Origin of the sequence: Shewanella sp. KX20019 (assembly GCF_016757755.1) — a bacterium.
In the GTDB taxonomy this organism is placed as follows: domain Bacteria; phylum Pseudomonadota; class Gammaproteobacteria; order Enterobacterales; family Shewanellaceae; genus Shewanella.
The window spans coordinates 4,323,633-4,347,465 of record NZ_CP068437.1; the positions used below are offsets into that span (position 1 = coordinate 4,323,633).

The window sequence follows — 23,833 nt, forward strand, 5'->3', positions numbered from 1 at the left end:
ACACTGGGCTTTTTTCATCCGTAATTTGTCATGCTAACTAGCAGTTAGTCTTTCAGCCAGACGAGTCGCATTACGCGCAGTTATCCCATATATAGACAGTTGTGGGTTAGCCCCTAAACTGGTTGGAAATATAGAACCATCCATTACCGACAGGTTTTCAAAGTAGTGAGATTCGCCGTAACTATTAACCATAGAGACTTTAGGATCTTCTCCTAACGGGCACCCTCCCATCACGTGTGCTGAAGCGACGACCGTCTTTAATGGTGCAAGCTCCATCTCAGCAATCGCCTTTTTCGCTGCAGACCAGTTACTTAAATATGGCATTCCCTCACTAATCGGCAGTACTTTATTGGCACCAGCAGCAAATTGCAGCTCTGCCATACTTGCATAAGCCCGTCGTGCTGCTCGCCAAAAAGCCTCTGTGAGTGGATAGTCCAACGTACTGCCATGATCTGTTAACTTCACCGTTCCGCCGGGACTGTTCTCATGATAGCCATCTCGAACCAGTGCAATGGTGACTTGCAGCTGGTTAAAGTTCGCCATTAATTCAGCATGGCTTTGTCCATAACCTAACGTTTTAGATGCAATCAGGATAGGGTGAACCGGCGGAACTTCCAGTTTATAACCGAGCTCACCATCGGCGCCATCCTTCCAAACAAATTCGTCAGAATAAATGGATTGTGGCGCGCCACTATGACCATTGATAGGATCGGAAAATATTGCACCGCTGAGCAAACTAGGGTGAAGAAAGGTGCGTTTTCCGATGATTTCATAGGGATCGGGCAATTTTGAACGCAACATTATTGTCGGAGTATGGATAGCACCAGCGGCGAGAATATAATGCTTTGCCTTGAATACGATCTCCACCGGCAGAGGTTTCAGATTGCTATCCAATGCCTGTGCTTTTAATGCATAAATTTTGTCATCGTGATGCTCTAGCTTCATCACTTTTGCTTGGCTTACCAGTGTTGCTCCACGCTCTAACGCCGCAGGTATGGTGGTCAGCAGCATTGATTGCTTAGCATTAACAGGGCAGCCCATACCGCAATAGCCAGTATTCCAACAGCCTTTTACATTGCGCTTGATAACTGTGTAATCCCACCCTAGCTGCTCACAGCCATCCCTCAAAGCGGCGTTATTACGATTTGGGTCGAATGGCCATTCACTAATGTTGAGCCGCTCTTCCATTTTTTCGAACCAGGGTGCCAGTTCATCAGTTGAGAGTCCAAGCACCGATTTATTTGAGGCCCAATAACTTAAAGCGGGTTCTGGAGTACGAATTGATGTGGTCCAGTTAATCGTGGTAGACCCACCGACAGCTCGCCCCTGAAAAATACCAATCGCTTTGTCAGTCGTCTTCATCCCAGCGGCTTGTTGGTAAAGATCGGGATAAGCGCTTCGCTCCTCCATCACAAAGTCTTTAGAAGACTTAAGCGGTCCGCCCTCAATAATAATGACTGACAAACCCGCATTAGTGAGAATCTCGGCCGCTGTTCCGCCTCCAGCCCCACTACCGACAATCACTACGTCAGCTTCAAATGTTTGATTTGATGATAGCTGGCCTGCATTTATGTGCGCCCAGCCTGAATTTAGCCCTGTAACAATAGGATCTTCAATGGCCACAAATTACTCCTTACAACCGACAAGGTTTACTATTAACATCAATTATTCTCTTCAAGAAAACTGGGCTTGGCGTAATGCAATCGACTCCAATGTTCTGGCTCCGAGTAGTAACTAGCCATGACCAACTCTCTCAAGCCTTGATAAGCTGTCACCATCATTTCGATATAGCTTGTACGCCATCCTTCTAGCATCTCGATTAACTCTGAGCTATTACGCATCATGAGTGGTGTCATACTGCCGGTAAGAATTAGCAAGCCTAATCGCCCCTCTAATAGATCCAGCAATTGCTCAAGTTCAAGCTGACTATCTTCGGGTAGTAATGAAATAGTGTGCTCAATAGCATCTAAAGTACGATTTTCAGCATCTCTTTTTAATACAGGTACGTCAGGTAACGCACCGTCGAGAAATACTGGCAGTAAAACGCTAAATAACAGTCGATGTTTATCATCGAGTCTGGCATTAACATTGGCGTAATCAGTAGAACAATAGTTAACGCCTAATGCTAAACATGCCGTTCCAGCTAATGCAGTCGTTATAAAAGTACGTCGCTCCATCTTGTCCTCTTATTGTTATTATTGGCTTTTATTAAAAGCTGCCTTTGATAAAAGGTTGACTTTCATCGGGCGCATTCACCACTAAGATACAAAGCTAAAGTGCTTCAAATTTGTATTTTCAATCTGTGTTACACTCTTGTCACAACAACAATTAAACACACGTTTTAATTTTCAGCAATAGCCAATTATGATAAGACAAAGATTTTCACCTCCTTGGTGGGCCAGAAACCCCCACATCCAAACGATCTTACCCGTACTAACCAAAGTGGACAGACCACGCCTAGAAAGGGAAAGATTAGAGCTCGATGATGGAGACTTTATTGATCTTGACTGGCAAGGCCAGCCAAAATCAGGCCAGGTCATAGTTGTTATCGTACATGGTCTAGAGGGTAGCTCAGACTCTCATTATGCCCGTCGTATTCTGGCCGCTTGTAAAACACAAAAACTATGTGCCGTAGTACATCATCACCGCAGCTGTTCAGGTGAGTTAAATAGGCTCGTCAGGGGTTACCATAGTGGTGATACCCAAGATATACATGCCACGCTCACCCAGCTTAAGCAGCGCTTTCCAGACTCTCCTTTGCTGGCCGTGGGTTATAGTCTTGGCGGTAATGTTTTAATTAAGTATCAAGGTGAACAGCAAGATAACAGCTTGATTGAGCGAGCAGTTGCCATCTCTGCACCACTACATCTTGCAGCATGCGCAAAACGGCTAGAAAAAGGCTTTTCAAAGGTGTATCAGAGTTACCTGATAAAACAGCTGCAACAGAAGATGATTGGTAAAATATCGACTCCCTCACTCAAAAACCTAATGCCGATTAGCCAAACTGAAATCGAACACCTCACGACTTTTCATGCCTTTGATGATCAAATAACAGCACCACTGCACGGTTTTAATGGTGTTGATGACTACTATCATAGAGCGAGTGGCCTTCCCTATTTGAGTCAAATTCAGAAACCCACCTTAGTCATCCACGCTAAAGATGATCCCTTTATGACCCATGCAGTTATTCCTAGCAGTGAGCAGTTAGCTGAACAGGTCGAATACGAACTGCATGATAATGGCGGTCATGTTGGCTTTATCGACGGCGGTACACCATGGCGACCCCGCTACTATATTGAAAATAGAATATTGTCTTTTTTAACTTCTCACCTCAATCAACCTGAGAATACAACATGCTAGTACCCTATGAAGCATTGACGCAGTTACCCGCTGAAACATTTGATAACATCATAAAAGAGTTCCTCATTGGTCAACTTGAAGATGGCAGCTTCTCGAGCACTGATAACAACAGCTTGAAGAGTGCTATTTCAACCTGCCGCGCTGCACTTGCCCGTGGTGAACTCGTAGTCGAGTTTAGCGAAGAGGACGAGTCGATCGCGATTAGGCGTAAAGAGGATATCGTCACGATGGATCCTGCACAAGATTGACCTAAGAGTGTCGAATACGTATAACTATAAATTCACATACAGTTTTTGAAGAATCGATTTGTTGCGACATAAAAACAATCAGCCATCTTTGGCTGCTTACAGGTGATATTCAACTGTTTCTATTTTAGGTAAAAAAATGTCAGCGAAACATCCTATTATTGCTGTAACAGGCTCATCTGGTGCAGGAACGACAACCACAACCACCGCATTCAGCCATATCTTTAGGCAGCTTGGCATCAACGCAGCCATCGTAGAGGGTGACAGCTTTCATCATTTCACTCGCCCTGAAATGGCAGTGATGATCCGTAAAGAAAAAACTGAAAATCGTAATATTAGTTATTTTGGCCCCGAGGCCAATGACTTTCAGCGCTTGGAGCAATGCTTTAGTGATTATAGCGCTACTGGCCAAGGTGAAACCCGAGCCTACCTGCACACTTTTGACGAAGCCGTTCCATTCAACCAGATGCCAGGTACGTTCACTCAATGGCACCCATTGCCTGAAAATACCGAGATGCTTTACTATGAGGGTCTGCATGGCGGCGTCGTCACCGATGATTGTGACGTGGCACAACATGTCGATCTGCTAATAGGAATGGTACCCATCGTCAATTTGGAGTGGATTCAAAAGATTATTCGTGACACCTCAGACAGGGGTCATAGCCGCGAAAAAGTCATGGACTCAATAGTCCGCAGTATGGACGACTATATTAACCATATGACGCCACAGTTCTCCCGTACCCATATTAATTTTCAGCGAGTGCCTACAGTAGATACTTCTAACCCTTTTAGCGCTAAGAGTATCCCCAGCTTAGATGAAAGTTTTGTAGTGATCCGTTTTCGTGGCATTAAGAATGTCGACTTCCCTTATTACTTACGGATGATCCAAGGGTCATTTATGTCTCGTATCAACACCTTAGTAGTTCCTGGCGGCAAGATGTCATTAGCAATGGAGCTGATTTTAACGCCATTAGTTAAAGACTTAATAGATAAACGACTGCAGCTTATAACACCAGAAAATGAGTAATTAAACCCAACAATTAGCTTTATTAAGATTTGTTTAAGGCTGGCTCTGTAGACTTTAGCTTATCGGGATTTCAGGCGAAAGAACGATAAGTTAGCATGCTCTTGGTGGTAAATTCCCCCATCTTGATCTGTTTGTCTCCTTGGGTGTGCTAACTAACCTAACCTCTCCATAAAAACATAAATTAAATTCCTCATTCATGTTGATCTGTTTGTCACCTTGAGTATGCAGGCTAACCTAACTTATCCCTCTTCTGTGCAAAGTAAATTCCACCTCCATGTTGATCTGTTTGTCTCCTTGGGTGTGCTAACTAACCTAACCTCTCCATAAAAACATAAAGTAAATTCCATCTCCATGTTGATCTGTTTGTCTCCTTGGGTGTGCTGGCTAACCTAACTTATTCCTCTTCTGTGCAAAGTAAATTCCACCTCCATGTTGATCTGTTTGTCACCTTGAGTATGCAGGCTAACCTAACTTATCCCTCTTCTGTGCAAAGTAAATTCCACCTCCATGTTGATCTGTTTGCCTCCTTGAGTATGCTGGCTAACCTCTCCCAAAAAACATAAAGTAAATTCCGCATCCCTGTAGTTCGATCTATTTTCAGTGATATGAATTCAGCCACCAATAGCACTTAGATTCCGTCTCATTATGGAGTTAATCCCCCTTCAAATATTACTAAAAGTGTTTTTCAGCCACAAAAAAAGCGCTTAATCACTTAAGCGCTTTTTAAATTCGATGAGTCTTAGTCACCGATTAAAGGAACAACTTCACGGTAGGGTTCAAAATTCTGGTATGTTTGCAAACGCTGCATAAATTCACCGGTTTTACTTTTATCAGAGGTGAGCGCTAACGCCTCAATTGCTTTCTGTTGAGTCAAAATAGCGGCATCAAAATCGCCTATTTCCGCATACGCTGCGGCAAGGTTATCCAGAGTTGTCGGGTCTTTTTGATTCGCTTTAAGCAGGTTAAGTGACAATGCTAAAGCTTGGTCGCCATCCCGATACTTAGCTTCTGGACACGTCGCTAAAATCCATGCCACGTTACCTAATGAAACCTCATCACCAACGAGCTTAAATTGCTCAACCGCTTTGCCACAATTACGCTCAACCCCTTCGCCACCAGAGGCATAAATAAAGCCTAATCTAAAGTCTGCCCATTTGTTGCCCTGTTTACTCAGCGCCGTGTACCACTGTTTTGCCATTGGCAAGTCTCGAGTCACTATACTGCCTTCAAACGCTAGATCAGCGACCGTTTGCTGCGCTTTAGCATGACCTTGCTTCGCTGCGCGAGTCACCCACTCCATACCCGCTTCTTGATTTTGCTCAACAAACCGTCCAGACAAATACATCAGCCCAAGCAGGTACTGGGCATCGAAGTCACCTTGAGCAGCTTTTAAATGGATATGCGCTACTCGGCTAGCTTCTTCCGTGCCTGCAGGCTGAGGAATTGAAAAAGCATGGCTCGCAGGGCTCGCAGCCATCAAAAAGACCACTACAGTATTTAAAATCCAAGGTCTAAATTTCACTCGCGCTCCTATTAAATCAAATGACTAAAGCATGGCTTATTGATGAATCTCGAACGTATCTTGTAGCAGTTAGCCAGATATCGATACAAATGTCGAGGATAAAGACTGCGTAAGCGTAATGAGAATGACTGCGATTGGAAATCGCTCGAACTGATGACGTTAAATCAAGCCCAGCACAGCGTAATTATTTCTCTAACAGCCCGTTAACAAACAAGATGTGATATCGCTTGCAGAGTTAGCCATACAATTAGTGGAAAAGCCGTAATAAGTTGACATATATTACTAATGTATCAGAATAAAGAATTGTCATTATAGCCAGTTACCTTTATGCAATAAGTCTAAAGTAAGACTTTCATCAAGGTTTCATCTGCTTAATTGACGTAAGATGCTTAATTAGCATACTCTTACTCTTAACGTAAATCAGTCGAGGAACATAGGCATGGCTCTGATTGGAAAGCCAAAACCAGATCCTACTTTGGAGTGGTTTTTATCACACTGTCACATTCATAAGTATCCAGCCAAAAGCACTTTGATCCACGCTGGTGAAGAATCAGATACACTTTATTATATCGTTAAAGGCTCTGTAGCTGTCTTAATTAAAGACGAAGAAGGTAAAGAGATGATTCTTTCTTACCTTAACCAAGGCGACTTTATCGGTGAATTAGGTTTGTTCGAAGAACAAGCTGAACGTACAGCTTGGGTTCGTGCTAAGCAAGCTTGTGAGATCGCTGAAATTTCATATAAGAAATTTAAACAACTCATTCAGGTTAACCCTGAAATCTTGATGAAGCTTTCTTCGCAAATGGCTTACCGTCTGCACAGCACAAGTCAAAAAGTAGGCGATTTAGCTTTCTTAGACGTTGCTGGCAGAATCGCACAGACATTGCTTCATCTTGCTAAGCAACCAGATGCGATGACGCACCCTGACGGCATGCAGATTAAGATCACTCGTCAAGAGATTGGCCAGATTGTTGGCTGTTCGCGTGAGACTGTTGGTCGCATCTTAAAAATGTTGGAAGAACAAAGCCTTATACAAGCTCATGGTAAGACTATCGTAGTATACGGTACGCGCTAATACAGTATTAAGCTCGGTTTAATATAGCTTCTATAAAGTGGTCTGAGATTTATCTCAGGCCATTTTTTTTAGGAGTATTGCTTGAAAGTTGCCATTTATTTAAGCATTTTGATTTGCTTTCTAAAACTTCCTACACTGGTATTTGCTAATCAAAAAGTGGAAGTGCAGCACAATCAGGCCCAACAGCTGGTTAAAAGCGGTCAAATATTGTCATTGGACGTTACGCTCGCAGGTATGCAGACCATATGCCATGGCAAACTAATCGACGCTCACCTTTACCAACTCGATGGCAGTTGGCTTTACGTGGTACAAATTCGTCCCTTAGCAGGGGAGATTGTCGAGCTAACGCTAAATGCACGTAACGGACAACTTGCTAAGCCAGCCAAAATGCCCAGTAGCTGTATTACAGAAACAATGTAATATTTGCTTATAAATCACATCGCTTTACACTGTTCACATTACTTTTGAGTTAACATTACCTGTCGAAACCTAAGCGCTATTTACTCTGCAGGCATGATTGAGAGCATATTTTATGAAATTACTCCTTGTTGAAGATAACACCCTACTTGTTGAAGAACTTCTAAAACAGCTTAAGCAAGCAGGCTATGTCACCGATGCGACAGATAAGATTAGCGAAGCTGATTATCTGATGAAAGAGACCAACTATGATTGCGTCATTCTTGATATCGGCTTACCCGATGGTAATGGTCTTGAATTACTCGAGCGTTGGCGCGAGCAAGGCATACATACGCCAGTTATCATGCTAACCGCTCGTAGCCAGTGGCATGAAAAAGTCGAAGGCTTTAATTCCGGTGCTGATGATTACCTAGGTAAACCTTTTCATACTCAAGAGCTGCTAGTCAGAATTCAAGCGTTGATCCAACGTGCCCACGGTAAAGCTAACTCACCCAACAAACAACTCACTTATGCCGGCGTTGCTTTAGACGAAGGGCAACAATCGGTCACGATTGGGGAAAATACTTTTGAACTAACGGCAATGGAGTTTAGGCTGTTAAAGATATTCATCATGTCGCCTAAAAAACTGCTTTCAAAAGCTCAGCTCACCGATAAGTTATATCAATTTGATGATGAGAAAGAGAGCAATGTCGTTGAAGTTTATGTCACTCACTTACGTAAAAAGTTGGGTAAAACGGCTATCGAAACGCGTCGCGGCCAAGGGTATATTTTTCACGGCATCACACAATGATATCCATCCGCAGTAAACTAAGCCTGTGGTTAACAGGCTTAGTGGTTATCGCCACAATTGTGGCGCTTATCTTTTTTGAGTCTATGCTGCGTCAAGCTTTTCATGACTCGATTATTGCAAGGCTGCAAGAAGATCTGCAGCAAGTATTACTCGCCACGCATAACGACGACAACACTTTCAGCATTGACCAAACCCAGCTTTCAAATTTCTATAAGCCCGTCTACTCAGGGCGCTATTACCAGCTTGACCTACCTGAGCAGGAGCTGAGATCACGTTCGCTTTGGGATCAACGCTTAGAAGTTGTCGACTTGAAAAAAGGTGAGACTCGCGCATGGCAAACCAAGGGGCCACAAAATCATGATATTCAGCTACTATCGATAGGGCTTAAATCTGATACTTCAGGACTCAATGCCACACTCACCGTCGCCCAAGACTTAAGTATCGGTCGCAAAGTATTCTCAGAAATTTATGGCACCAAGCTCATCGTCAACCTAGTGATGCTGATGGCAATGATAACTGGGATTTTTTTAGTCCTGCGTCAATCGTTTAAACCCGTCAATCAAATGAAAGATACCTTGGCTCGGTTGCGCGAAGGCGAAATATCTTCATTCGACCTCGACACCATCCCTTTAGAACTGCAACCATTGGCCTCCAATTACAATGAACTCTTACAATATTCGAGCAAGCAGATAGAGCGTAGTCGCAATAATTTGGGCAACTTAAGCCACGGACTTAAAACGCCGCTCGCTGTCATGCAGCAACAGGTTGAAGCATTAGGCTTAAAAGATCCTGAAACGGCAGAAGCAATGCAAAAACAACTTAATCTAGTGCATAAGATGATTGAGAGAAAGCTTGCAGCTGCACGCATAACAGGCGATATGTTACCGGCGGCGCAAATGCAGCTACCCAAAGATATTGAAGATCTAACCCAGACGCTGAAAAAAGTACATCGTACTAAGACCATCAACTGCCGCTTAGATATCCCAGCAGATCTCAGCAGACTCCCTATGCATCGTGAAGATGGCATGGAGCTGCTGGGTAATTTGTTAGACAACGCGTTTAAATGGGCAGACACTGAGATTAGAGTGTGTATCAGTAATCATAATCAGCAATTGATACTGAGTATTGAAGATGATGGTCCTGGGGTAAAAACTGAAGAGTTAGCGCTATTAACTAATCGAGGTAAACGCCTAGATGAAGCAACGATGGGCCACGGGCTCGGGCTATCCATTGTCAAAGACATTGCCGAGCAATATAAAATAGCCCTGAAATTTGAACATAGCCAATCTTTGCCCGGTCTAAAAGTAACGCTCAACTTTTCTGGTTAATAGCAGTGGCTTTATCAGCCATAAACATCAGACACAAAAAAGCCGGAGCCACTTCAGTCACTCCGGCTTTTTACATCTAATGCAAAAGACTTATCTTGCAGCTTAGATTACGATTTAATCAGCATTACTAGTTAACATTTGTGCTTTCAAAGATCTTATCCGCAGACGCAGCCACAAAGCCGGTGTAAAGCTCACCGTCAGCTTTTGGATAACGTATAGCAAACTCATAAAAGCAGCTAGGGATCTCAACCACAGCGTCTGAGAAGCTAACTTGCAGCTTATCTGCCATTGTGGACGATTGCTCTAGCAACACTTCAGCACTGCCTTTAACTTCACCACCAGCAGCGTTAAGTACAAAACCGGCCGCTTTAAGTGCATCATTAACATCAAAAATGCTATCAAAGTTTGGTAAATGATTAATTGAAACCGTAAAGTGATTCGCTCGGTAACCAAAAGCTGCAACCCAAGCTGCATACTCACTCTCTGCTAATAGCGATTCATAAGTCTTAGAGTCTAGCGCCCAGTGGCGTCCAGAATAGAGGAAGTTATCAGCCGTCGTAGCAGATTGCTCCACCTGCTCAATTAAGCCTTTAATGGTCGTTTGTAGTTCATCACTAAACTCATCTACCAACAACTCCGAGATAAACACCTTTGGCTGCGTGCTATCTGGATGTTCAAAATGCTTAGCATTAAGCTTTTTAGCTTCAAACTTGTAGTCACCACAAGCTACATAACCAATCGATTCAAAATGTGCAGCGAGTACATCAAGGTTAACCTTGCTGATATTAAACGTTCGCAATGCAATGTGATCATTAATGATCTTCTCGCCCTGAGAAAGTAACTGATGAACTTTAGCGGCAGAGGGTGTCATCTTAATATAATCTTGCCAAAGTGCTTCAAATAACGCGTTTACATTAGTGTGCATCATCAACTCCTTTATGCCATCGTGCTTACTGTTTTTATATCACGCGGCTGTACACATTTGAGGGATTTAGCGGCACCACCTAGGTTGGTAGATAAGGGCCGCTAGTACTTGCTAGGTTTGCGTAGTATCAAATGCTGTTGATACTTGCTCAAAGACATATAACTGTTCAAAGCCTTTGATATAAACAAAAGGGAAGCGCCAGAAGCTCTTCCCTTTTATGTTAAAGCTAAAACTAAATGCTCAAGCCTGGGCTCAATTTCGCCGGTAAGCTCACTGCATCAGCTTCGACTGACGCCACTGGATAGGCACAATAATCAGCAGCATAAAATGCACTAGCTCTGTGGTTACCCGATGCGCCAACACCACCAAATGGTGCAGCACCTGAAGCGCCTGTTATCTGCTTATTCCAGTTCACAATGCCAGCACGAATACGCGCTAAGAAGTAATCATAATCTTCGCGGTTATCTGCAAGTATTCCTGCAGATAAACCGTAGCGAGTAGCGTTAGCCAGTTTGATCGCTTGATCAAAGTCGCTGTAACGGATGACTTGTAGCAGCGGACCGAAGTACTCTTCATCAGGCAGTTCAATTACATCGGTAACATCTATCAGACCCGGTGATACAAGACCAGTACCCGCTTCTAAGTGAGTAAGCTCAACTAACGGAGAGGCGCCTAAGTTCACTAGGTTACGCTGCGCTTCCACCATACCTTTTGCGGCAGTTTCTGAGATCATCGAACCCATAAAGGGTTGTGGCTGTGCATTCCACGCGCCCACTTGGATCTTATTAACAGCGACTGCAAGTTGTTCAAGCAGTGCATCACCTTGCGCACCTTTTTCAACATATAGACGACGAGCACAAGTGCAACGCTGACCCGACGAAATATAAGCTGATTGAATGATGTCATGTACTGCAGCTTTTGTATCTTCAACGCCCTTAATGATAAGTGGATTATTACCACCCATTTCAAGTGCTAAGATTTTACCAGGGTCACCGGCATACTGTTGATGCAGGATATGACCAGTACGAGAGCTACCGGTAAAAAACAGTCCGTCTATTTGTGGATGCGCGGCAAGGGCTTTACCAGTTTCGACTTCACCTTGTACAAGGTTGATAACCCCAGCAGGCAGACCCGCTTTCTCCCAAAGCTTAAGCATCAGCTCAGCCACTTTTGGAGTTAATTCAGATGGCTTAAATACCACTGTGTTACCCGCTAAAAGTGCAGGTACGATATGGCCGTTAGGTAAATGCCCTGGGAAGTTATAAGGACCAAATACTGCAACAACCCCATGTGGCTTATGGCGCAATACCGCACGACCGGCAGGGATCTCGCTTTCTGATGTTCCTGTACGCTTATTAAAAGCGGCAACTGATAAGCCAATTTTACCAATCATGGCGCCCGCTTCAGTTGCAGTTTCCCATTGTGGCTTACCGGTTTCTTGAGCTATGACCTCAGCCATTTCAGCTTTATTGGCTTCTAGCTGATCACGGTAGGCCTCAACAATCGCTAAACGCGCTTCAAAACCCAACATAAACCAATCAAACTGTGCATTACGTGCAGCATCAACAGCAATGTTAACTTGCTCTGGAGTCGCGGTTTTGCTGTTCCAGATGACTTCTTGGTTGGCAGGGTTAATCGATGTCACTTCGTGACCTAAGCCTGCAGTCCACTTACCTTCAATAAATTGTGTCATATTTTTTTCCTACATTGCCAATACGCGGATCTGCTCACCCTCTGCAACCATAAGGCCTGCAGCAGTTTCAGCATCTAAGATCACGTTGTCATTGTCTTCTGATACAGCCAAGTTTACGGCTGTAGCGCGGTAATTTGCGAGTTGGGTATTTGAAACAATATAGCTTGTTGCATCAGCCGGTGTGTCACCAATGGTCACCTTTAACAGACGGCTTTCGCGTACAGAGCGAATGTCATGCAAGTTACATTCAACGGTGGGTCCACCATCAAAAATATCTACATAGCCACGGCACCTGAAACCTTCAGCTTGCAACAAATTAAGCGCTGGTCGAGTACTGGTATGTACTTCACCAATCACTTTTTGCGCTTCTTCTGGCAATAAACATACATAAACTGCATTTTTCGGCATCATCTCAGCCATGAATGCTTTCTGCCCGAGACCAGATAAGTAATCTGCTTCGATAAAATCGATACCCAAAAAGTGCTTCTGCAACCAGTCATAAAATGGTGAATTGCCCTCTTCGTCGCTCTCGCCACGCATTTCAGCAATCACAGTTTCGCCGAAACGGGCGGCATGTTGTGCTAAAAATAGAAAACGGCTTCGAGATAGCATGCGACCATTATTATTCTTGCGGTAACTTCCGCGCAAGAACAGGGTGCACAGCTCTGCGGCGCCGGTATAGTCATGACACAGGGTTAATGTCTCAACTTCATTGCGCACATCAATCTGTTCAGAGTGGTAAACTTCGGTACCAAGACGGTAATGGTAGAAGGCATCTTCCATACCAACAGCCGCTTCAATACCACAGGTACCAACGACTTCGCCAGTTTCTGTGTCTTCGAGCACCATTAAATAGCCTTCATCAAAAGGCTTATCGACTTGTTTCTCAAACGACGCTTCAACACGGGCAATTTTGCGCCTAAGAAGGTCTTCGTTTACGGGTAAAGATGTAAATCCATGTCCTGACTCTTCGGCTATTTGGTATAGCGCATCAAAATCAGTGGATCGTATTGGACGTATTATTAACATCTAGGAGTCTCCTCACTATCACTTGCAACTATCGAGTAGACGATGCCTTTACAGGCAAGGTCAGCACGAGAGCTCGCAAGTATCCTAAAGACAAAAAAGAAGCGCTAGGGTGACCTAGCGCTTCGTTTGCCAATTTAGGCTGCGACTACTTTAGCGACTGCTCGTTCGAAACGCGCTAGGCCTTCCGCGATGTCTGCTTCTGGGATGACTAGTGAAGGAGTGAAACGCACAACATTTGCGCCAGCAACTAAGCTCATCACACCCTCTTGGATCCCAGCGACTAAAAACTCTTTAGCGCGTCCTTGATATTTTTCATTTACCACGGCGCCGATCAACAAACCTTGGCCACGAACTTCAGAAAAAACGTCATACTTGTCATTGATCTTGGCAAGACCGTCACGTAATAGTTGTTCACGCTTTTTAACGCCATCCAATACTTCTGGAGTATTAACCACATCAAGTACCGCATTACCAATAGCACATGCAAGCGGGTTGCCGCCGTAAGTAGAACCGTGAGTACCAATCTTAAGGTGCTCAGCAATCTCTTTAGTTGTTAGCATGGCTGCAATTGGAAATCCGCCACCAAGGGCTTTAGCTGTGGTAAGAATATCTGGTACCACATCACCACGCATATAAGCATATAGCTCGCCTAAACGACCAACACCCGTTTGTACTTCATCAAATACCAGTAGTGCATTGTGCTTATCACAAAGTGCGCGAACGGCTGTTAGGAACTCAGGGTCTGCATCGATAATACCGCCTTCACCTTGAAGAGGCTCCATCATTACTGCACAGGTTTTATCAGAAAATACCGCTTCTAGTGCCGCAATATCGTTAAATGGAACATGAGTGATGCTCTGTGGCTTTGGACCAAAACCGTCTGAGTAAGCAGCTTGACCGCCAACGCTAACCGTAAAGAATGTACGACCGTGGAATGCTTTATCAAAGGCAATAATTTGGTCTTTTTCTGCACCGAACTTATTCATCGCATAACGACGAACCAACTTAAGTGCTGCTTCATTGGCTTCAGCGCCAGAGTTAGCAAAATAAACACGATCAGCAAAGGTTGCTTCTACAAGCTTAGTGGCAAGCTCTAGAGCGGGTTCGTTAGTCATAACGTTAGATAGGTGCCAAAGCTTCTCACCTTGCTCTTTTAACGCACCAACCAAAGCTGGATGACAATGACCTAAACAGTTAACCGCAATACCACCAGCAAAGTCGATAAACTCTTTACCCTCTTGATCCCAAACTCGGCTACCTTCGCCGCGAACAGGGATTACTGCTGAAGGCGCATAGTTAGGCACCATAACTTCGTCAAATTGGGCACGTGTAAGATTAGTGTTAACGCTCATTTCTTCTTATCCTTTCTAATTTGCGACCACTATAAAAGCAGTCGTATTCCGCTTGATGCCTTTAGTTTTTGTAGGTGACATCACGGTTGTTTGTTTTGCTAGGGGGACATTATTAGCGAAAACGTGATCAAAATACCAGTTTTTCACAACCTTCATGGGATCTAAAGAGCGCTGTAGTGCATAAAGAGTTGAGATTTAGAATTATCAAAGCGTATATAGCGGGGGTTTAAGCATATTTAGTCATAAAAAAGTTATCTTGCGCCCTTAAACACTAATTATTCAAACTTATTGAATAATTAACTGCCGTAATTGACGTGTATGGGCTGAGTTAGCGTAAATTCGACAGTTTTTTAACCGCTGTTTGATTAACTAACCAAAAGCAGCTGAATGATAGAAAATCGTATACCGTTTGGTAACGAAAAATAGCAGGCGTTTGGATGGCTATTTGACATTTAATCATATTGGTTAACAGAGGGGCTGAGTACTCGATGATGCTATGTGTAAAATCAGTGATAGTTGGTTTATAGAAGTTCTAATTTACGATAGTTCTTTGCATTCAATCGGATCAGCTCTTGCTCGGAAATTTCATAGTAATCGTACATTAAGCGACATTCCGCAGAGGTGATATTGTCAGCTTCCTTTAACAGGTAAACTCTAGCAAAACAGTTAGCTCTTTCGATAAGCGCTGAATCTTCATCAAGTTCAGTATATTTAAGACTCTCATCAACCGCCTTAAACGTTGCAGTTAATCGACTCCCTGCAAAACCTAGCTGTTTAAGTAGCTGCCAATTGAGTGGACTGCTGTGGGTGAGTGCTTGTTGATAAACATCTGTCGCCGGAAACTCTGTTGCCATCACGGCATCATAAAGTTCCTTATCTCGGCTAGCACTGGCTTCTCGCAGCCAAGTGCCCCAGGTAGTATCAAACATCTTAGCGCAATTGCTGATAACGCAAGTTGTGCCAAGCTGGCTCATCAAACTACAACTGTAGGCAAACGCGCGGTCTTTATTGTGTAGCTCAACTAACACCTGAGCTGCAATCGCACTGATGACACTGTAACGCCATAGCTTGCGCGTTACCCACAAAAGTTGCGGCTGGCCACTGGGCATTAGATGACGCAGGCAAAAATAGGGGATTAACGCTTGCAGGTTTTCAATACCAATGTAGTTAAGCACCAGTTTGATATCAGTCACTTGAATGTCTGAAGTTTGCGGGCGACGATGCCGAAACGTCGGACTGTTGATCATATTAATTAAGTCACGCTGTAGCCAAGGTAAGTCGATGACTAATGGACGTATACGCGCAAGATCGACCCGCTTTGAATACAACAGCTCAAGCAGCAAGACTTGCTTTTCATCGAGCTTTGAATGCTCAAGCACCTGCTCTACCGATGACAGTTGATGCTCTATAGCTCGGTTAACACTGGTAATAAGTTGAGTCGAAACAGCCTTGTACAGTGCTTGGGCTTTATGCTGTTTTTCTAGGCGGGCTCGAATAGCTTCTCTTTCGATTTCGAGTTTATTGGCATCACCTTCAAGTTCTGAGTAGATTTCATCAGGTATAGAGACAGACTTGCCCTTGCCGACAATGAGTTGCGCTTGTAGCCTATGCTCTATCTCTATAATTTTACCGGGCTTAACCCCACCCGCTACCGAAATGGCCACTGATTTACCTACTTTAAACTATCAACTCAATTAGTCGTGACTGGCAGCTGCAGTGCCTCATCACCTGTTGAACAGCGATAACCATCCAAGCTTCTCCTGAATGGTTTATCGGCTCTAGTACAAACTAATTTAGTATTTAACGCATTTCCCAAGCGCGGTATGTGCGCCCTTTCAGTTTACCATTCACAATTTTGTGCAACGCGCGCTTGGCAACTCTGCGATTAACAGCGACATAAGCACGATAATCAGTGATTTTGATTTTACCAACTTCGCTGCCATCAATGCCATCTTCCCCCGTCAGTGCACCTAGGATATCGCCTGGGCGTAATTTTTGCTTTTTCCCGCCATCGATTTGCAAGGTGATCATGCTTGGCTGAGTAGGGAATGTATCAAGCAAGTTCTCTGAAGGTAGTGCTTCATTGACAATGTCACGCTCAAGATAATCTTCAAGCAACGCAATTTTATAGCCATCCTCGTCGTTATAAAACGTATAAGCTGCACCCTGGCTGCCTGCACGTCCTGTACGACCGATACGGTGAATATGTACTTCAGTATCGAATGCGATATGGTAGTTAATCACAGCATCAAGCGCGTCAATATCCAGTCCACGCGCAGCAACATCCGTTGCTACCATCACCGACACACTCTTGTTGGCGAACTGCAGAAGAGTTTGATCTCTATCTCGTTGCTCAAGATCGCCATGCAGTGCTACAACGCTAAAGCCATCGTTTTTAAGTTGCGCAGCAACATCTTTAGTTTCACGCTTAGTATTACAAAAGACGACTGCGCTATCTGGACGATGTTGCAGCAGAAGTAACTTCAGTGCACGCATGCGGTCATTATTATTGCCCACTTCATAGAAGTGTTGATCAATAGTACTTGTTTCATGTGTCGAAGCTACTTTAACCAGCACAGGCTTGAACATTATAGAATCGGCAATAGACTTAATCTGTTCAGGGAAGGTCGCGCTGAAAAGTAACGTCTGACGCTCAACCGGAACCTGTTCAACAATGGCTTCAAGTTCCACTTGAAAGCCCATGTCTAACATACGGTCAGCTTCATCTAACACCAAGGTGTGTACATTATCTAAATCTAAACGACCACGATCTAAGTGATCAATAATACGTCCTGGTGTACCAACAATGATGTGCGCACCGTGTTCCAGCGAACCAATTTGTGGTCCCATAGGCACACCACCACATAGGGTTAATACTTTAATATTGTGGATACCGCGGGCTAACGTACGGATCTCTTTGGCCACTTGGTCAGCCAGCTCTCGAGTTGGACACATCACTAAACACTGAATGCGGAATCGCTTAACATCCAACTTATGCAGTAGACCCAAACCGAATGCGGCTGTTTTACCCGAACCGGTTTTGGCTTGACCAATGACATCTTCCCCATTAAGGATCGCAGGTAAGCTCTGAGCTTGGATCGGTGTCATCGACTCAAAACCCATGGTGGTTAAGTTGTCGAGTAGCTCAGTTTTAAGCTTTAGGGTTGAAAACGGCACTTGGCCATCGGTGTCGAGGACTGATTGAGTCAAAGTTTCTTTCCTAAGTATTTACCGCGAGAATGAAGCTCATTGCTGGCAGATAACCTCTAACCAGTACAATACCGTCGGCGCTTTGGCCTATTCTCAACAGCAATAAAATATAGTGACAAGAGCCTTAAAATTACTAGGCTGAAGTTGTCGATGATGAATGCTAACTATTATAGCGCGGTATTGTAGCAGTTATTACAGTAGATGCAGCATTCCCACGCATTTGCAGCAACAAATACTGCAGCGAGCAGTAGATTAAACCCTGTGCTTTACCTTTGAGGGCGTTGGCGCTTATGCTAAAACTAACTTTCTCGGCTTTGGGAGTACCGAATTTTAGCTATCAAAGTAGTAAGCAACTACTGAACGTGTGGGGGCAAGACAGATTGACAAGTATTGAGCAGCTTACCCAAAGCCAACGTCTTTAAAGGCGTTGGCGAAGAGTGCTTGAATGACTGCGGAGATCTAACGCTTAGAGCGTTTCACCACGTAAGGTTTTACTCAAACGTTCAATCCACCAATCCACTGCATCTTTAGCATCATCGGTTGAGTCAATCATGGTACTCAAATCTTTGTTCCCCCCCCTACGATCAATCACTGCAACGATTGGCTTGCCCGTCTGAGCATCGCTAATCATCAGCTCTATCGTCGCACTACCAACATTGGTATGTTCGCCAGTCACGATTTTAGAGATGCTTGAAATGCCGAGTCCGATAGGCATGATACTGCTCGTCACTGCCAAAATAGGGTTAGGTGTTTCAATATTGGTTAGCGCGACACTCACTCTAAGGGTTTTATCGGTTGCCTTGTCGACCAAGGTAAAGCGGTTGCTGGCTTTCTCCTTAATCTTATCGATAAGGTATTTCGACACCTCGACAATGTCCTCATCATCGAGCCCGTCATAACGATCTTTATCATCAAGCAGCAGCCAAGCCTGATCGACAATGACATTGTCATAGCGGTTTAAAACCTGATTAAGATCCGCCACACTCTTGATATTAGGCTGCGCCCACACTAAGTCACTACCACCTTCAGGCCCTGGTCTGAAATCTTCAAAAGTACTGAACATTTGCGACTTACGGTAATCTTGAACCGTACCGCAACCCACCAGCAATAACATGCAACTGATAACAACTAACCGAGCGATATTCATCTTGCTTCCTAATCAACAAACCAACATATATATCGCACAAAGTTTAAACGACCATTAAGTAAAAGTACAGTGAAATACACAGCTGTATACATAAGACAATAAAGCGACTTTCGCTACTCAGGTTTAAATACCCCTATCACTGCTCCGGTGGCTTTTTTAGCGATTTTATCTTCTGTTTGCTGCTCGCGATAATCACATACAACACACTCAATCGTTTCAATACCATTTTCTTTAAATAGAACGATAGATTCCTTCGCTTGGCATTTCGGACACTTTGCCCCAGCCACAAATCGTTTTTTCACTTTCTTAGCGGTGCTCATCGATTAGATCCCTAAGGGTAAATTCGCGCCATTTTGCCACAAAAGTACAAATAAGCCGATACCAAGCAATAGTTTTACCGCTTGGTCATAGCAGTCAGACTAGATTCTGGGCTATTATCCCCTGCAATAATTGCTTTCACTCAGACTCAAGCCGGCATAAATGATCACCATCACTCAAGCTCAACTCGTTCGTGGGTCTAAGATCCTACTCGATGAAACCTCATTAACTGTTTATCCAGGTCATAAAGTCGGTCTAGTGGGCGCCAATGGTACCGGTAAATCTTCACTTTTAGCGCTTATTCTAGGCAAGATAACTTTAGACAAGGGCGACTTTGGTATGCCATCAGGTTGGCAAACCGCGACCGTGGCACAAGAAACACCTGCGCTGGACGTCGCAGCAATTGAATATGTGATTGACGGCGATACTGAGTACCGCGCTCTCGAAGCTCAATTACATCAAGCCCAAGAGCTTGATGATGGCCATAAAATTGCCCTGCTGCATGGAAAAATAGACGCTATTGGTGGTTATGCCATTTATAGTCGTGCGGCCAGTTTACTGGCAGGACTGGGCTTTAGTGAAGCTGAGCAGTCTAATCCCGTTAAAAGCTTCTCGGGTGGTTGGCGCATGCGCTTAAACTTGGCCCAAGCGCTATTGTGCCGCTCAGATCTACTACTACTTGATGAACCCACCAACCACTTAGACTTAGATACCATGTACTGGCTGGAAGGTTGGATTAAAGCTTATCAAGGTACATTAATTTTAATCAGTCACGATCGTGACTTTATCGACGGCATTGTCGATGAAATCGTCCATGTCGAAAACCATAAACTGAACTACTACAAAGGTAACTACACTGCCTTTGAACATGTCCGCGCAGAGCGTATGGCGCAGCAACAAGTGGCCTTTGAACGTCAGCAGAAAGAACGCGCGCACATGCAAACGTTTGTTGACCGCTTTAGATATAAAGCCAGTAAGGCAAAACAAGCACAGAGTCGCTTAAAAGCGCTCGAACGCATGGCAGAGTTATTGCCATCACAGGCTGATAGCCCTTTCCATATGGCGTTTAGAGAACCAGAAGCACTACCTAACCCGCTGGTCACCATGGAACAAGTGTCTATCGGCTATGGCGAGACAGAGATCCTCAAAAAGGTTCAGTTAAACTTGGTGCCAGGTGCACGTATCGGCTTGCTTGGCAGAAATGGCGCGGGTAAATCGACGTTAGTCAAACTGCTTTCCGGTGAACTTTCAGCAATGAAAGGTAAATTTGAATCCAATCCAGGCTTGAATATTGGCTACTTTGCCCAGCATCAATTAGAGTTTTTGAGCTTAGATGATACGCCGCTGCAACACCTTGCACGCCTCGCCCCTAATTCAAAGGAGCAGGAGCTACGCAACTTTTTGGGGGGTTACGGCTTTAATGGCGATATGGCCGTGGCACCTGTTCGTCCATTCTCCGGTGGCGAAAAAGCCCGCTTAGTATTAGCGCTATTGGTTTGGCAGCGCCCTAACCTATTGCTACTCGATGAACCTACCAACCACTTAGATTTAGAGATGCGTCACGCGCTCACCATGGCGCTGCAGTCATTTGAAGGGGCGATGATTATCGTATCACACGATAGACATTTACTGCGTCTTAGCTGCAGCGATTACTACTTAGTGGATCAAGGTGAAGTCAAAAGCTTTGAAGGCGATTTAGACGACTACCATCAATGGTTACTCGATGCCGCAAAAGCCGCCAACAAAAGTGATACCGGCCCCGAGACTAAGCCCACTCAAGACAAAAAACAGCAAAAGCGCTTAGAAGCTGAACTTAGGCAAAAGCTGTCACCAATAAGAAAAGTCCAAATTAAGCTAGAAAAAGAACAGCAAAAGGCAAATGATCGCTTAGGTGAGCTAGAGCAGATGCTGGCCGATGCCAGCCTCTACGACGCCGATAATAAGGCAAAGCTCACCAAGGTACTCAATGAACGAACAACGTTGACTCAAGGGTTAGAAGAGAGTGAGATGGAGTGGCTTGAGGTTCAAGAGGAGATTGAAAAAATTGAACAAAGTGTTCGTTCTGCACTCTGAGTATATAGGGTAAGATATAAAACAAAGGGGCCTTGAGTCCCTTTTTTAATGGATGAAGATATGACCTTTTTAAACAACTTAGACTTGAGTTTGTGGCAAGACTGCGACGACATTTATCGTAAACACCAACAGCTGTGTCTGAGTTTTCAGGATGAACATCAGGTCAATGTTAACTTGTTATTGCTTGCGCTTTGGCTAGATAGCCAAGAGAAAATGCTGTCCGCCACACAATGGCAAACACTACAACAAGACACACTTAAGTGGGAAGAGAAGGTACTTCTGCCCTATAGAAAACTACGTCGTCTGAGTAAGTCTTGCTTAAGCGACACCGAATACCAACAAATGCTCGAGGTAGAGCTGATGCTGGAGCGTAAGTCTCAAAGACTTATATTGCACGCCTTAAACCAGCTAGCATGGCAAGGTGACAGCAGTAACTTATCCAGCTATTTAGCCCTGTTTAACCTCTGCAGCGAGCACTACCCATGTTTAACCTCTGCAGCGAGCACTACCCATGTTTAACTATATAGTTAGATAGTTAAACATAAAAAATGCCAGTCTCAACGACTGGCATTTTTAGTTTACTTAAGCCTTAGTCAGACTTAGAAAACCAATTCTACGCCGGCAAAGTAGCCTTTGAATTGCATATCGGCTGTCACACCATCAAAGCCATTGACATCAAACTTAAAGTCACGGTAACCGGCACGGATGCGATAATCCACAGCGGCACCATCAAAGTTCCAACCAAGACCGATTGAATAATCGTACACATTTGACTCATCTACGCCCATCATCACATCAGCAAAACCATACAAGCCTAAACCTGGAATACCAACCTGGGCATCGACATAACCCATCACGATACCGCTATCGATATCTTTTGACTCTGGGTGGCCTGCATCAGATACTCTGAATTCACCGTGCATAACTTTATAAGCCGCACCAATATCTAACGCGACAATATCGTTATCTAGAATTTCGTAATAAAGTACAAAGTCAGTATTACTCAAGTCTGTTGTCGCATTAACATCGCCAATAAAGCGATTATCGTTAAAGCTAAAGTCAGCACCAGACATGCTGCCTTTACCTTCCAAACGGTTTTCACGGATCTTAACATTAGGAACTAATGGGATTGGATGCTCAATCGCAAGCCAAACGCTACCTTGAGAATCGTCTTTGTAGTTAAACTCTTGCTGTGGCTGGCCTCTTTCAGCAAAAGTACCGCTGGTATCAGCTTGCCAATAATCGCCACCCACTTTAAAACCAACAACAGAAGCAGCATGAGCAGAAGTGCCTACCAAAGAGCCTAATAGTGCACACGCCAATAATGTCTTTTTCATAGTTAACCCTGAGTCAATAAGTTAGTTAAATCGATAACCGCTGCATTTGCGCGGGAGATATAGTTCGCCATCACTAACGAGTGATTAGCGACAACCCCAAAGCCCGAACCATTAAGGATCAATGGGCTCCAAACGGATTGTTGTGTTTCTTCAAGTTCGCGAATGATTTGACGCAAACTCACTTGAGCATTCTTTTTCTTTAGCACATCAGCAAAATCAACTTCTATGGCTTTCATGAAGTTAAGCAGTGCCCATGTCGCCCCGCGAGTCTCATAGAAAACATCATCTATTTTCCACCAGCTGGTTTTTATCTCTTGCGCCACATAACCAGGTGTAGACTGACTTGCTGAACTGTCACCCGATAAGTCGGTATTTAGCCTTTCTTGACCCACACTAGCTGAAAGTCGTTGCGACATACTGCCTAAGCGCTTTTGGATCTCTTTCAACCATTCATTGAGGTTGTCAGCGCGAGCATAAAACTGTGCATCAGGATTCTCAGTCGCAATCATGCGACCACGGTATAATTTCAACAGCTTAACCGCATCACGATACTCGCTTTCAGCACTGGGGACCAACCAACTGGTGTGCTCAATGTTCAGCTTTGAATGCGCTGCTAGCAGATCTTTATCGGCCGTTGATTGCGACTGGGAACGACTAAATTCCTTTCGCATAATAAGCGCCAAATCACGAGCCTGTTCTATTGCACCAAACTCAAATGCCGGCATGTTATCCATTAGGATCGATGGTGGCGTAACATCATTCGATAGCCAGCCGCCAGGCTTATCCAGCAAGGCCTCAACGGTCAATATAAGCGACGTCGTCGTGGCATAACCGGTGACTTGGCGTCCATTATCTTGCTGGTAAACCTCTTGCTCGATAACATCCGGTTCAATACTCCACCAAACCGCCATAAGGTAGCCAATAAAAAAGATTACCGCTGCGATTCCGACGCCTTTTTTCCATGTCATTTGCATTAGCTTTATTC

General features: G+C 44.3%; 22 protein-coding genes. 9 read left to right on the forward strand and 13 right to left on the reverse strand.

Annotation, left to right across the window (positions count from 1 at the left end; translation table 11 throughout):
- Window positions 1–33: 33 nt before the first annotated feature.
- Window positions 34–1,623 (reverse strand): GMC family oxidoreductase, encoded by a 1,590-nt coding sequence (locus tag JK628_RS18720; protein WP_202286436.1) that lies wholly within the window; start codon window positions 1,621–1,623, stop codon window positions 34–36.
- Between the two features lie 38 nt (window positions 1,624–1,661).
- On the reverse strand, window positions 1,662–2,177 hold the full coding sequence (locus JK628_RS18725; protein WP_202286437.1) for a TAT leader-containing periplasmic protein: 516 nt from the start codon (window positions 2,175–2,177) through the stop codon (window positions 1,662–1,664).
- A gap of 187 nt (window positions 2,178–2,364) precedes the next feature.
- On the opposite strand from JK628_RS18725, the gene JK628_RS18730 reads away from it, so the two are divergent.
- The 3 genes from JK628_RS18730 (at window position 2,365) to JK628_RS18740 (ending at window position 4,632) form a co-directional block, all read left to right on the forward strand.
- The gene (locus JK628_RS18730; protein WP_443019976.1) at window positions 2,365–3,360 is read left to right on the forward strand and encodes a hydrolase; all 996 of its coding nucleotides are present in this window, start codon (window positions 2,365–2,367) and stop codon (window positions 3,358–3,360) included.
- Window positions 3,354–3,608, forward strand: coding sequence for a YheU family protein (locus JK628_RS18735; protein ID WP_202286438.1), 255 nt, complete (start codon window positions 3,354–3,356; stop codon window positions 3,606–3,608). The genes JK628_RS18730 and JK628_RS18735 overlap by 7 nt, the downstream gene beginning before the upstream one ends.
- 136 nt (window positions 3,609–3,744) lie before the next feature.
- On the forward strand, window positions 3,745–4,632 hold the full coding sequence (locus JK628_RS18740; RefSeq protein WP_202286439.1) for a phosphoribulokinase: 888 nt from the start codon (window positions 3,745–3,747) through the stop codon (window positions 4,630–4,632).
- A gap of 739 nt (window positions 4,633–5,371) precedes the next feature.
- Here the strand turns inward: JK628_RS18740 and JK628_RS18745 are convergent.
- The gene (locus JK628_RS18745; protein WP_443019977.1) at window positions 5,372–6,154 is read right to left on the reverse strand and encodes a sel1 repeat family protein; all 783 of its coding nucleotides are present in this window, start codon (window positions 6,152–6,154) and stop codon (window positions 5,372–5,374) included.
- Window positions 6,155–6,593: 439 nt separating this feature from the next.
- Here JK628_RS18745 and crp point away from each other — a divergent pair, with 439 nt between their 5' ends.
- The 4 genes from crp to JK628_RS18765 all read left to right on the forward strand — a co-directional run bounded on the left by crp (window position 6,594) and on the right by JK628_RS18765 (window position 9,764).
- Window positions 6,594–7,229 carry a cAMP-activated global transcriptional regulator CRP gene (gene crp / locus JK628_RS18750; RefSeq protein ID WP_202286440.1) on the forward strand — a complete coding sequence of 212 codons (636 nt, stop codon included), beginning with the start codon at window positions 6,594–6,596 and terminating at the stop codon, window positions 7,227–7,229.
- 81 nt (window positions 7,230–7,310) lie between these two features.
- Entirely contained in the window at window positions 7,311–7,649 is a 339-nt protein-coding gene (locus JK628_RS18755; RefSeq protein ID WP_202286441.1) for a PepSY domain-containing protein, read from the forward strand.
- 112 nt (window positions 7,650–7,761) lie between these two features.
- On the forward strand, window positions 7,762–8,436 hold the full coding sequence (locus JK628_RS18760) for a response regulator transcription factor (RefSeq protein ID WP_202286442.1): 675 nt from the start codon (window positions 7,762–7,764) through the stop codon (window positions 8,434–8,436).
- Entirely contained in the window at window positions 8,433–9,764 is a 1,332-nt protein-coding gene (locus JK628_RS18765) for an ATP-binding protein (RefSeq protein WP_202286443.1), read from the forward strand. Before JK628_RS18760 ends, JK628_RS18765 begins: the two co-directional genes overlap by 4 nt.
- A gap of 127 nt (window positions 9,765–9,891) precedes the next feature.
- On the opposite strand, the gene JK628_RS18770 is transcribed toward JK628_RS18765, so the two are convergent.
- From JK628_RS18770 to JK628_RS18805, 8 genes are all read right to left on the reverse strand, one after another.
- Window positions 9,892–10,689, reverse strand: a complete 798-nt coding sequence (locus tag JK628_RS18770; RefSeq protein WP_202289887.1) for a DUF1338 domain-containing protein — start codon at window positions 10,687–10,689, stop codon at window positions 9,892–9,894.
- Window positions 10,690–10,921: 232 nt separating this feature from the next.
- Entirely contained in the window at window positions 10,922–12,382 is a 1,461-nt protein-coding gene (gene astD / locus JK628_RS18775) for a succinylglutamate-semialdehyde dehydrogenase (RefSeq protein WP_202286444.1), read from the reverse strand.
- Between the two features lie 9 nt (window positions 12,383–12,391).
- Window positions 12,392–13,411, reverse strand: a complete 1,020-nt coding sequence (gene astA / locus JK628_RS18780; RefSeq protein WP_202286445.1) for an arginine N-succinyltransferase — start codon at window positions 13,409–13,411, stop codon at window positions 12,392–12,394.
- Window positions 13,412–13,545: 134 nt separating this feature from the next.
- Complete coding sequence (locus JK628_RS18785; RefSeq protein WP_202286446.1) at window positions 13,546–14,763, reverse strand: aspartate aminotransferase family protein; 1,218 nt, start codon at window positions 14,761–14,763, stop codon at window positions 13,546–13,548.
- 521 nt (window positions 14,764–15,284) lie between these two features.
- The gene (locus JK628_RS18790; RefSeq protein ID WP_202286447.1) at window positions 15,285–16,427 is read right to left on the reverse strand and encodes an HDOD domain-containing protein; all 1,143 of its coding nucleotides are present in this window, start codon (window positions 16,425–16,427) and stop codon (window positions 15,285–15,287) included.
- A 136-nt stretch (window positions 16,428–16,563) separates the two neighbouring features.
- Complete coding sequence (gene dbpA / locus JK628_RS18795; RefSeq protein WP_202289888.1) at window positions 16,564–17,940, reverse strand: ATP-dependent RNA helicase DbpA; 1,377 nt, start codon at window positions 17,938–17,940, stop codon at window positions 16,564–16,566.
- 499 nt (window positions 17,941–18,439) lie between these two features.
- On the reverse strand, window positions 18,440–19,120 hold the full coding sequence (locus tag JK628_RS18800; protein WP_202286448.1) for a DUF3313 domain-containing protein: 681 nt from the start codon (window positions 19,118–19,120) through the stop codon (window positions 18,440–18,442).
- A 113-nt stretch (window positions 19,121–19,233) separates the two neighbouring features.
- Complete coding sequence (locus JK628_RS18805; RefSeq protein WP_202286449.1) at window positions 19,234–19,440, reverse strand: YheV family putative zinc ribbon protein; 207 nt, start codon at window positions 19,438–19,440, stop codon at window positions 19,234–19,236.
- A gap of 160 nt (window positions 19,441–19,600) precedes the next feature.
- On the opposite strand from JK628_RS18805, the gene JK628_RS18810 reads away from it, so the two are divergent.
- Both JK628_RS18810 and JK628_RS18815 read left to right on the forward strand, forming a co-directional pair.
- The gene (locus JK628_RS18810) at window positions 19,601–21,511 is read left to right on the forward strand and encodes an ABC transporter ATP-binding protein (protein WP_202286450.1); all 1,911 of its coding nucleotides are present in this window, start codon (window positions 19,601–19,603) and stop codon (window positions 21,509–21,511) included.
- A 60-nt stretch (window positions 21,512–21,571) separates the two neighbouring features.
- Window positions 21,572–22,030: a TIGR02444 family protein gene (locus tag JK628_RS18815; RefSeq protein WP_202286451.1), complete on the forward strand. Its 459-nt coding sequence runs from the start codon at window positions 21,572–21,574 to the stop codon at window positions 22,028–22,030.
- Window positions 22,031–22,110: 80 nt separating this feature from the next.
- Here the strand turns inward: JK628_RS18815 and JK628_RS18820 are convergent, their stop codons facing one another.
- Entirely contained in the window at window positions 22,111–22,848 is a 738-nt protein-coding gene (locus JK628_RS18820; protein ID WP_202286452.1) for a TIGR04219 family outer membrane beta-barrel protein, read from the reverse strand.
- Window positions 22,849–22,850: 2 nt separating this feature from the next.
- Entirely contained in the window at window positions 22,851–23,822 is a 972-nt protein-coding gene (locus JK628_RS18825; RefSeq protein WP_202286453.1) for a DUF2333 family protein, read from the reverse strand.
- Between the last annotated feature and the right edge of the window lie 11 nt (window positions 23,823–23,833).

What these genes read in the sequence shown, in the direction of transcription:
- JK628_RS18725 (WP_202286437.1), bottom strand. Translation starts at nt 2,177, where the DNA reads ATGGAGCGACGTACTTTTATAACGACTGCATTAGCTGGAACGGCATGT.
- JK628_RS18730 (WP_443019976.1), top strand. Translation starts at nt 2,365, where the DNA reads ATGATAAGACAAAGATTTTCACCTCCTTGGTGGGCCAGAAACCCCCAC.
- JK628_RS18735 (WP_202286438.1), top strand. Translation starts at nt 3,354, where the DNA reads ATGCTAGTACCCTATGAAGCATTGACGCAGTTACCCGCTGAAACATTT.
- JK628_RS18740 (WP_202286439.1), top strand. Translation starts at nt 3,745, where the DNA reads ATGTCAGCGAAACATCCTATTATTGCTGTAACAGGCTCATCTGGTGCA.
- crp (WP_202286440.1), top strand. Translation starts at nt 6,594, where the DNA reads ATGGCTCTGATTGGAAAGCCAAAACCAGATCCTACTTTGGAGTGGTTT.
- JK628_RS18760 (WP_202286442.1), top strand. Translation starts at nt 7,762, where the DNA reads ATGAAATTACTCCTTGTTGAAGATAACACCCTACTTGTTGAAGAACTT.
- JK628_RS18765 (WP_202286443.1), top strand. Translation starts at nt 8,433, where the DNA reads ATGATATCCATCCGCAGTAAACTAAGCCTGTGGTTAACAGGCTTAGTG.
- JK628_RS18770 (WP_202289887.1), bottom strand. Translation starts at nt 10,689, where the DNA reads ATGCACACTAATGTAAACGCGTTATTTGAAGCACTTTGGCAAGATTAT.
- astD (WP_202286444.1), bottom strand. Translation starts at nt 12,382, where the DNA reads ATGACACAATTTATTGAAGGTAAGTGGACTGCAGGCTTAGGTCACGAA.
- astA (WP_202286445.1), bottom strand. Translation starts at nt 13,411, where the DNA reads ATGTTAATAATACGTCCAATACGATCCACTGATTTTGATGCGCTATAC.
- JK628_RS18785 (WP_202286446.1), bottom strand. Translation starts at nt 14,763, where the DNA reads ATGAGCGTTAACACTAATCTTACACGTGCCCAATTTGACGAAGTTATG.
- JK628_RS18800 (WP_202286448.1), bottom strand. Translation starts at nt 19,120, where the DNA reads ATGAATATCGCTCGGTTAGTTGTTATCAGTTGCATGTTATTGCTGGTG.
- JK628_RS18805 (WP_202286449.1), bottom strand. Translation starts at nt 19,440, where the DNA reads ATGAGCACCGCTAAGAAAGTGAAAAAACGATTTGTGGCTGGGGCAAAG.
- JK628_RS18810 (WP_202286450.1), top strand. Translation starts at nt 19,601, where the DNA reads ATGATCACCATCACTCAAGCTCAACTCGTTCGTGGGTCTAAGATCCTA.
- JK628_RS18815 (WP_202286451.1), top strand. Translation starts at nt 21,572, where the DNA reads ATGACCTTTTTAAACAACTTAGACTTGAGTTTGTGGCAAGACTGCGAC.
- JK628_RS18820 (WP_202286452.1), bottom strand. Translation starts at nt 22,848, where the DNA reads ATGAAAAAGACATTATTGGCGTGTGCACTATTAGGCTCTTTGGTAGGC.
- JK628_RS18825 (WP_202286453.1), bottom strand. Translation starts at nt 23,822, where the DNA reads ATGCAAATGACATGGAAAAAAGGCGTCGGAATCGCAGCGGTAATCTTT.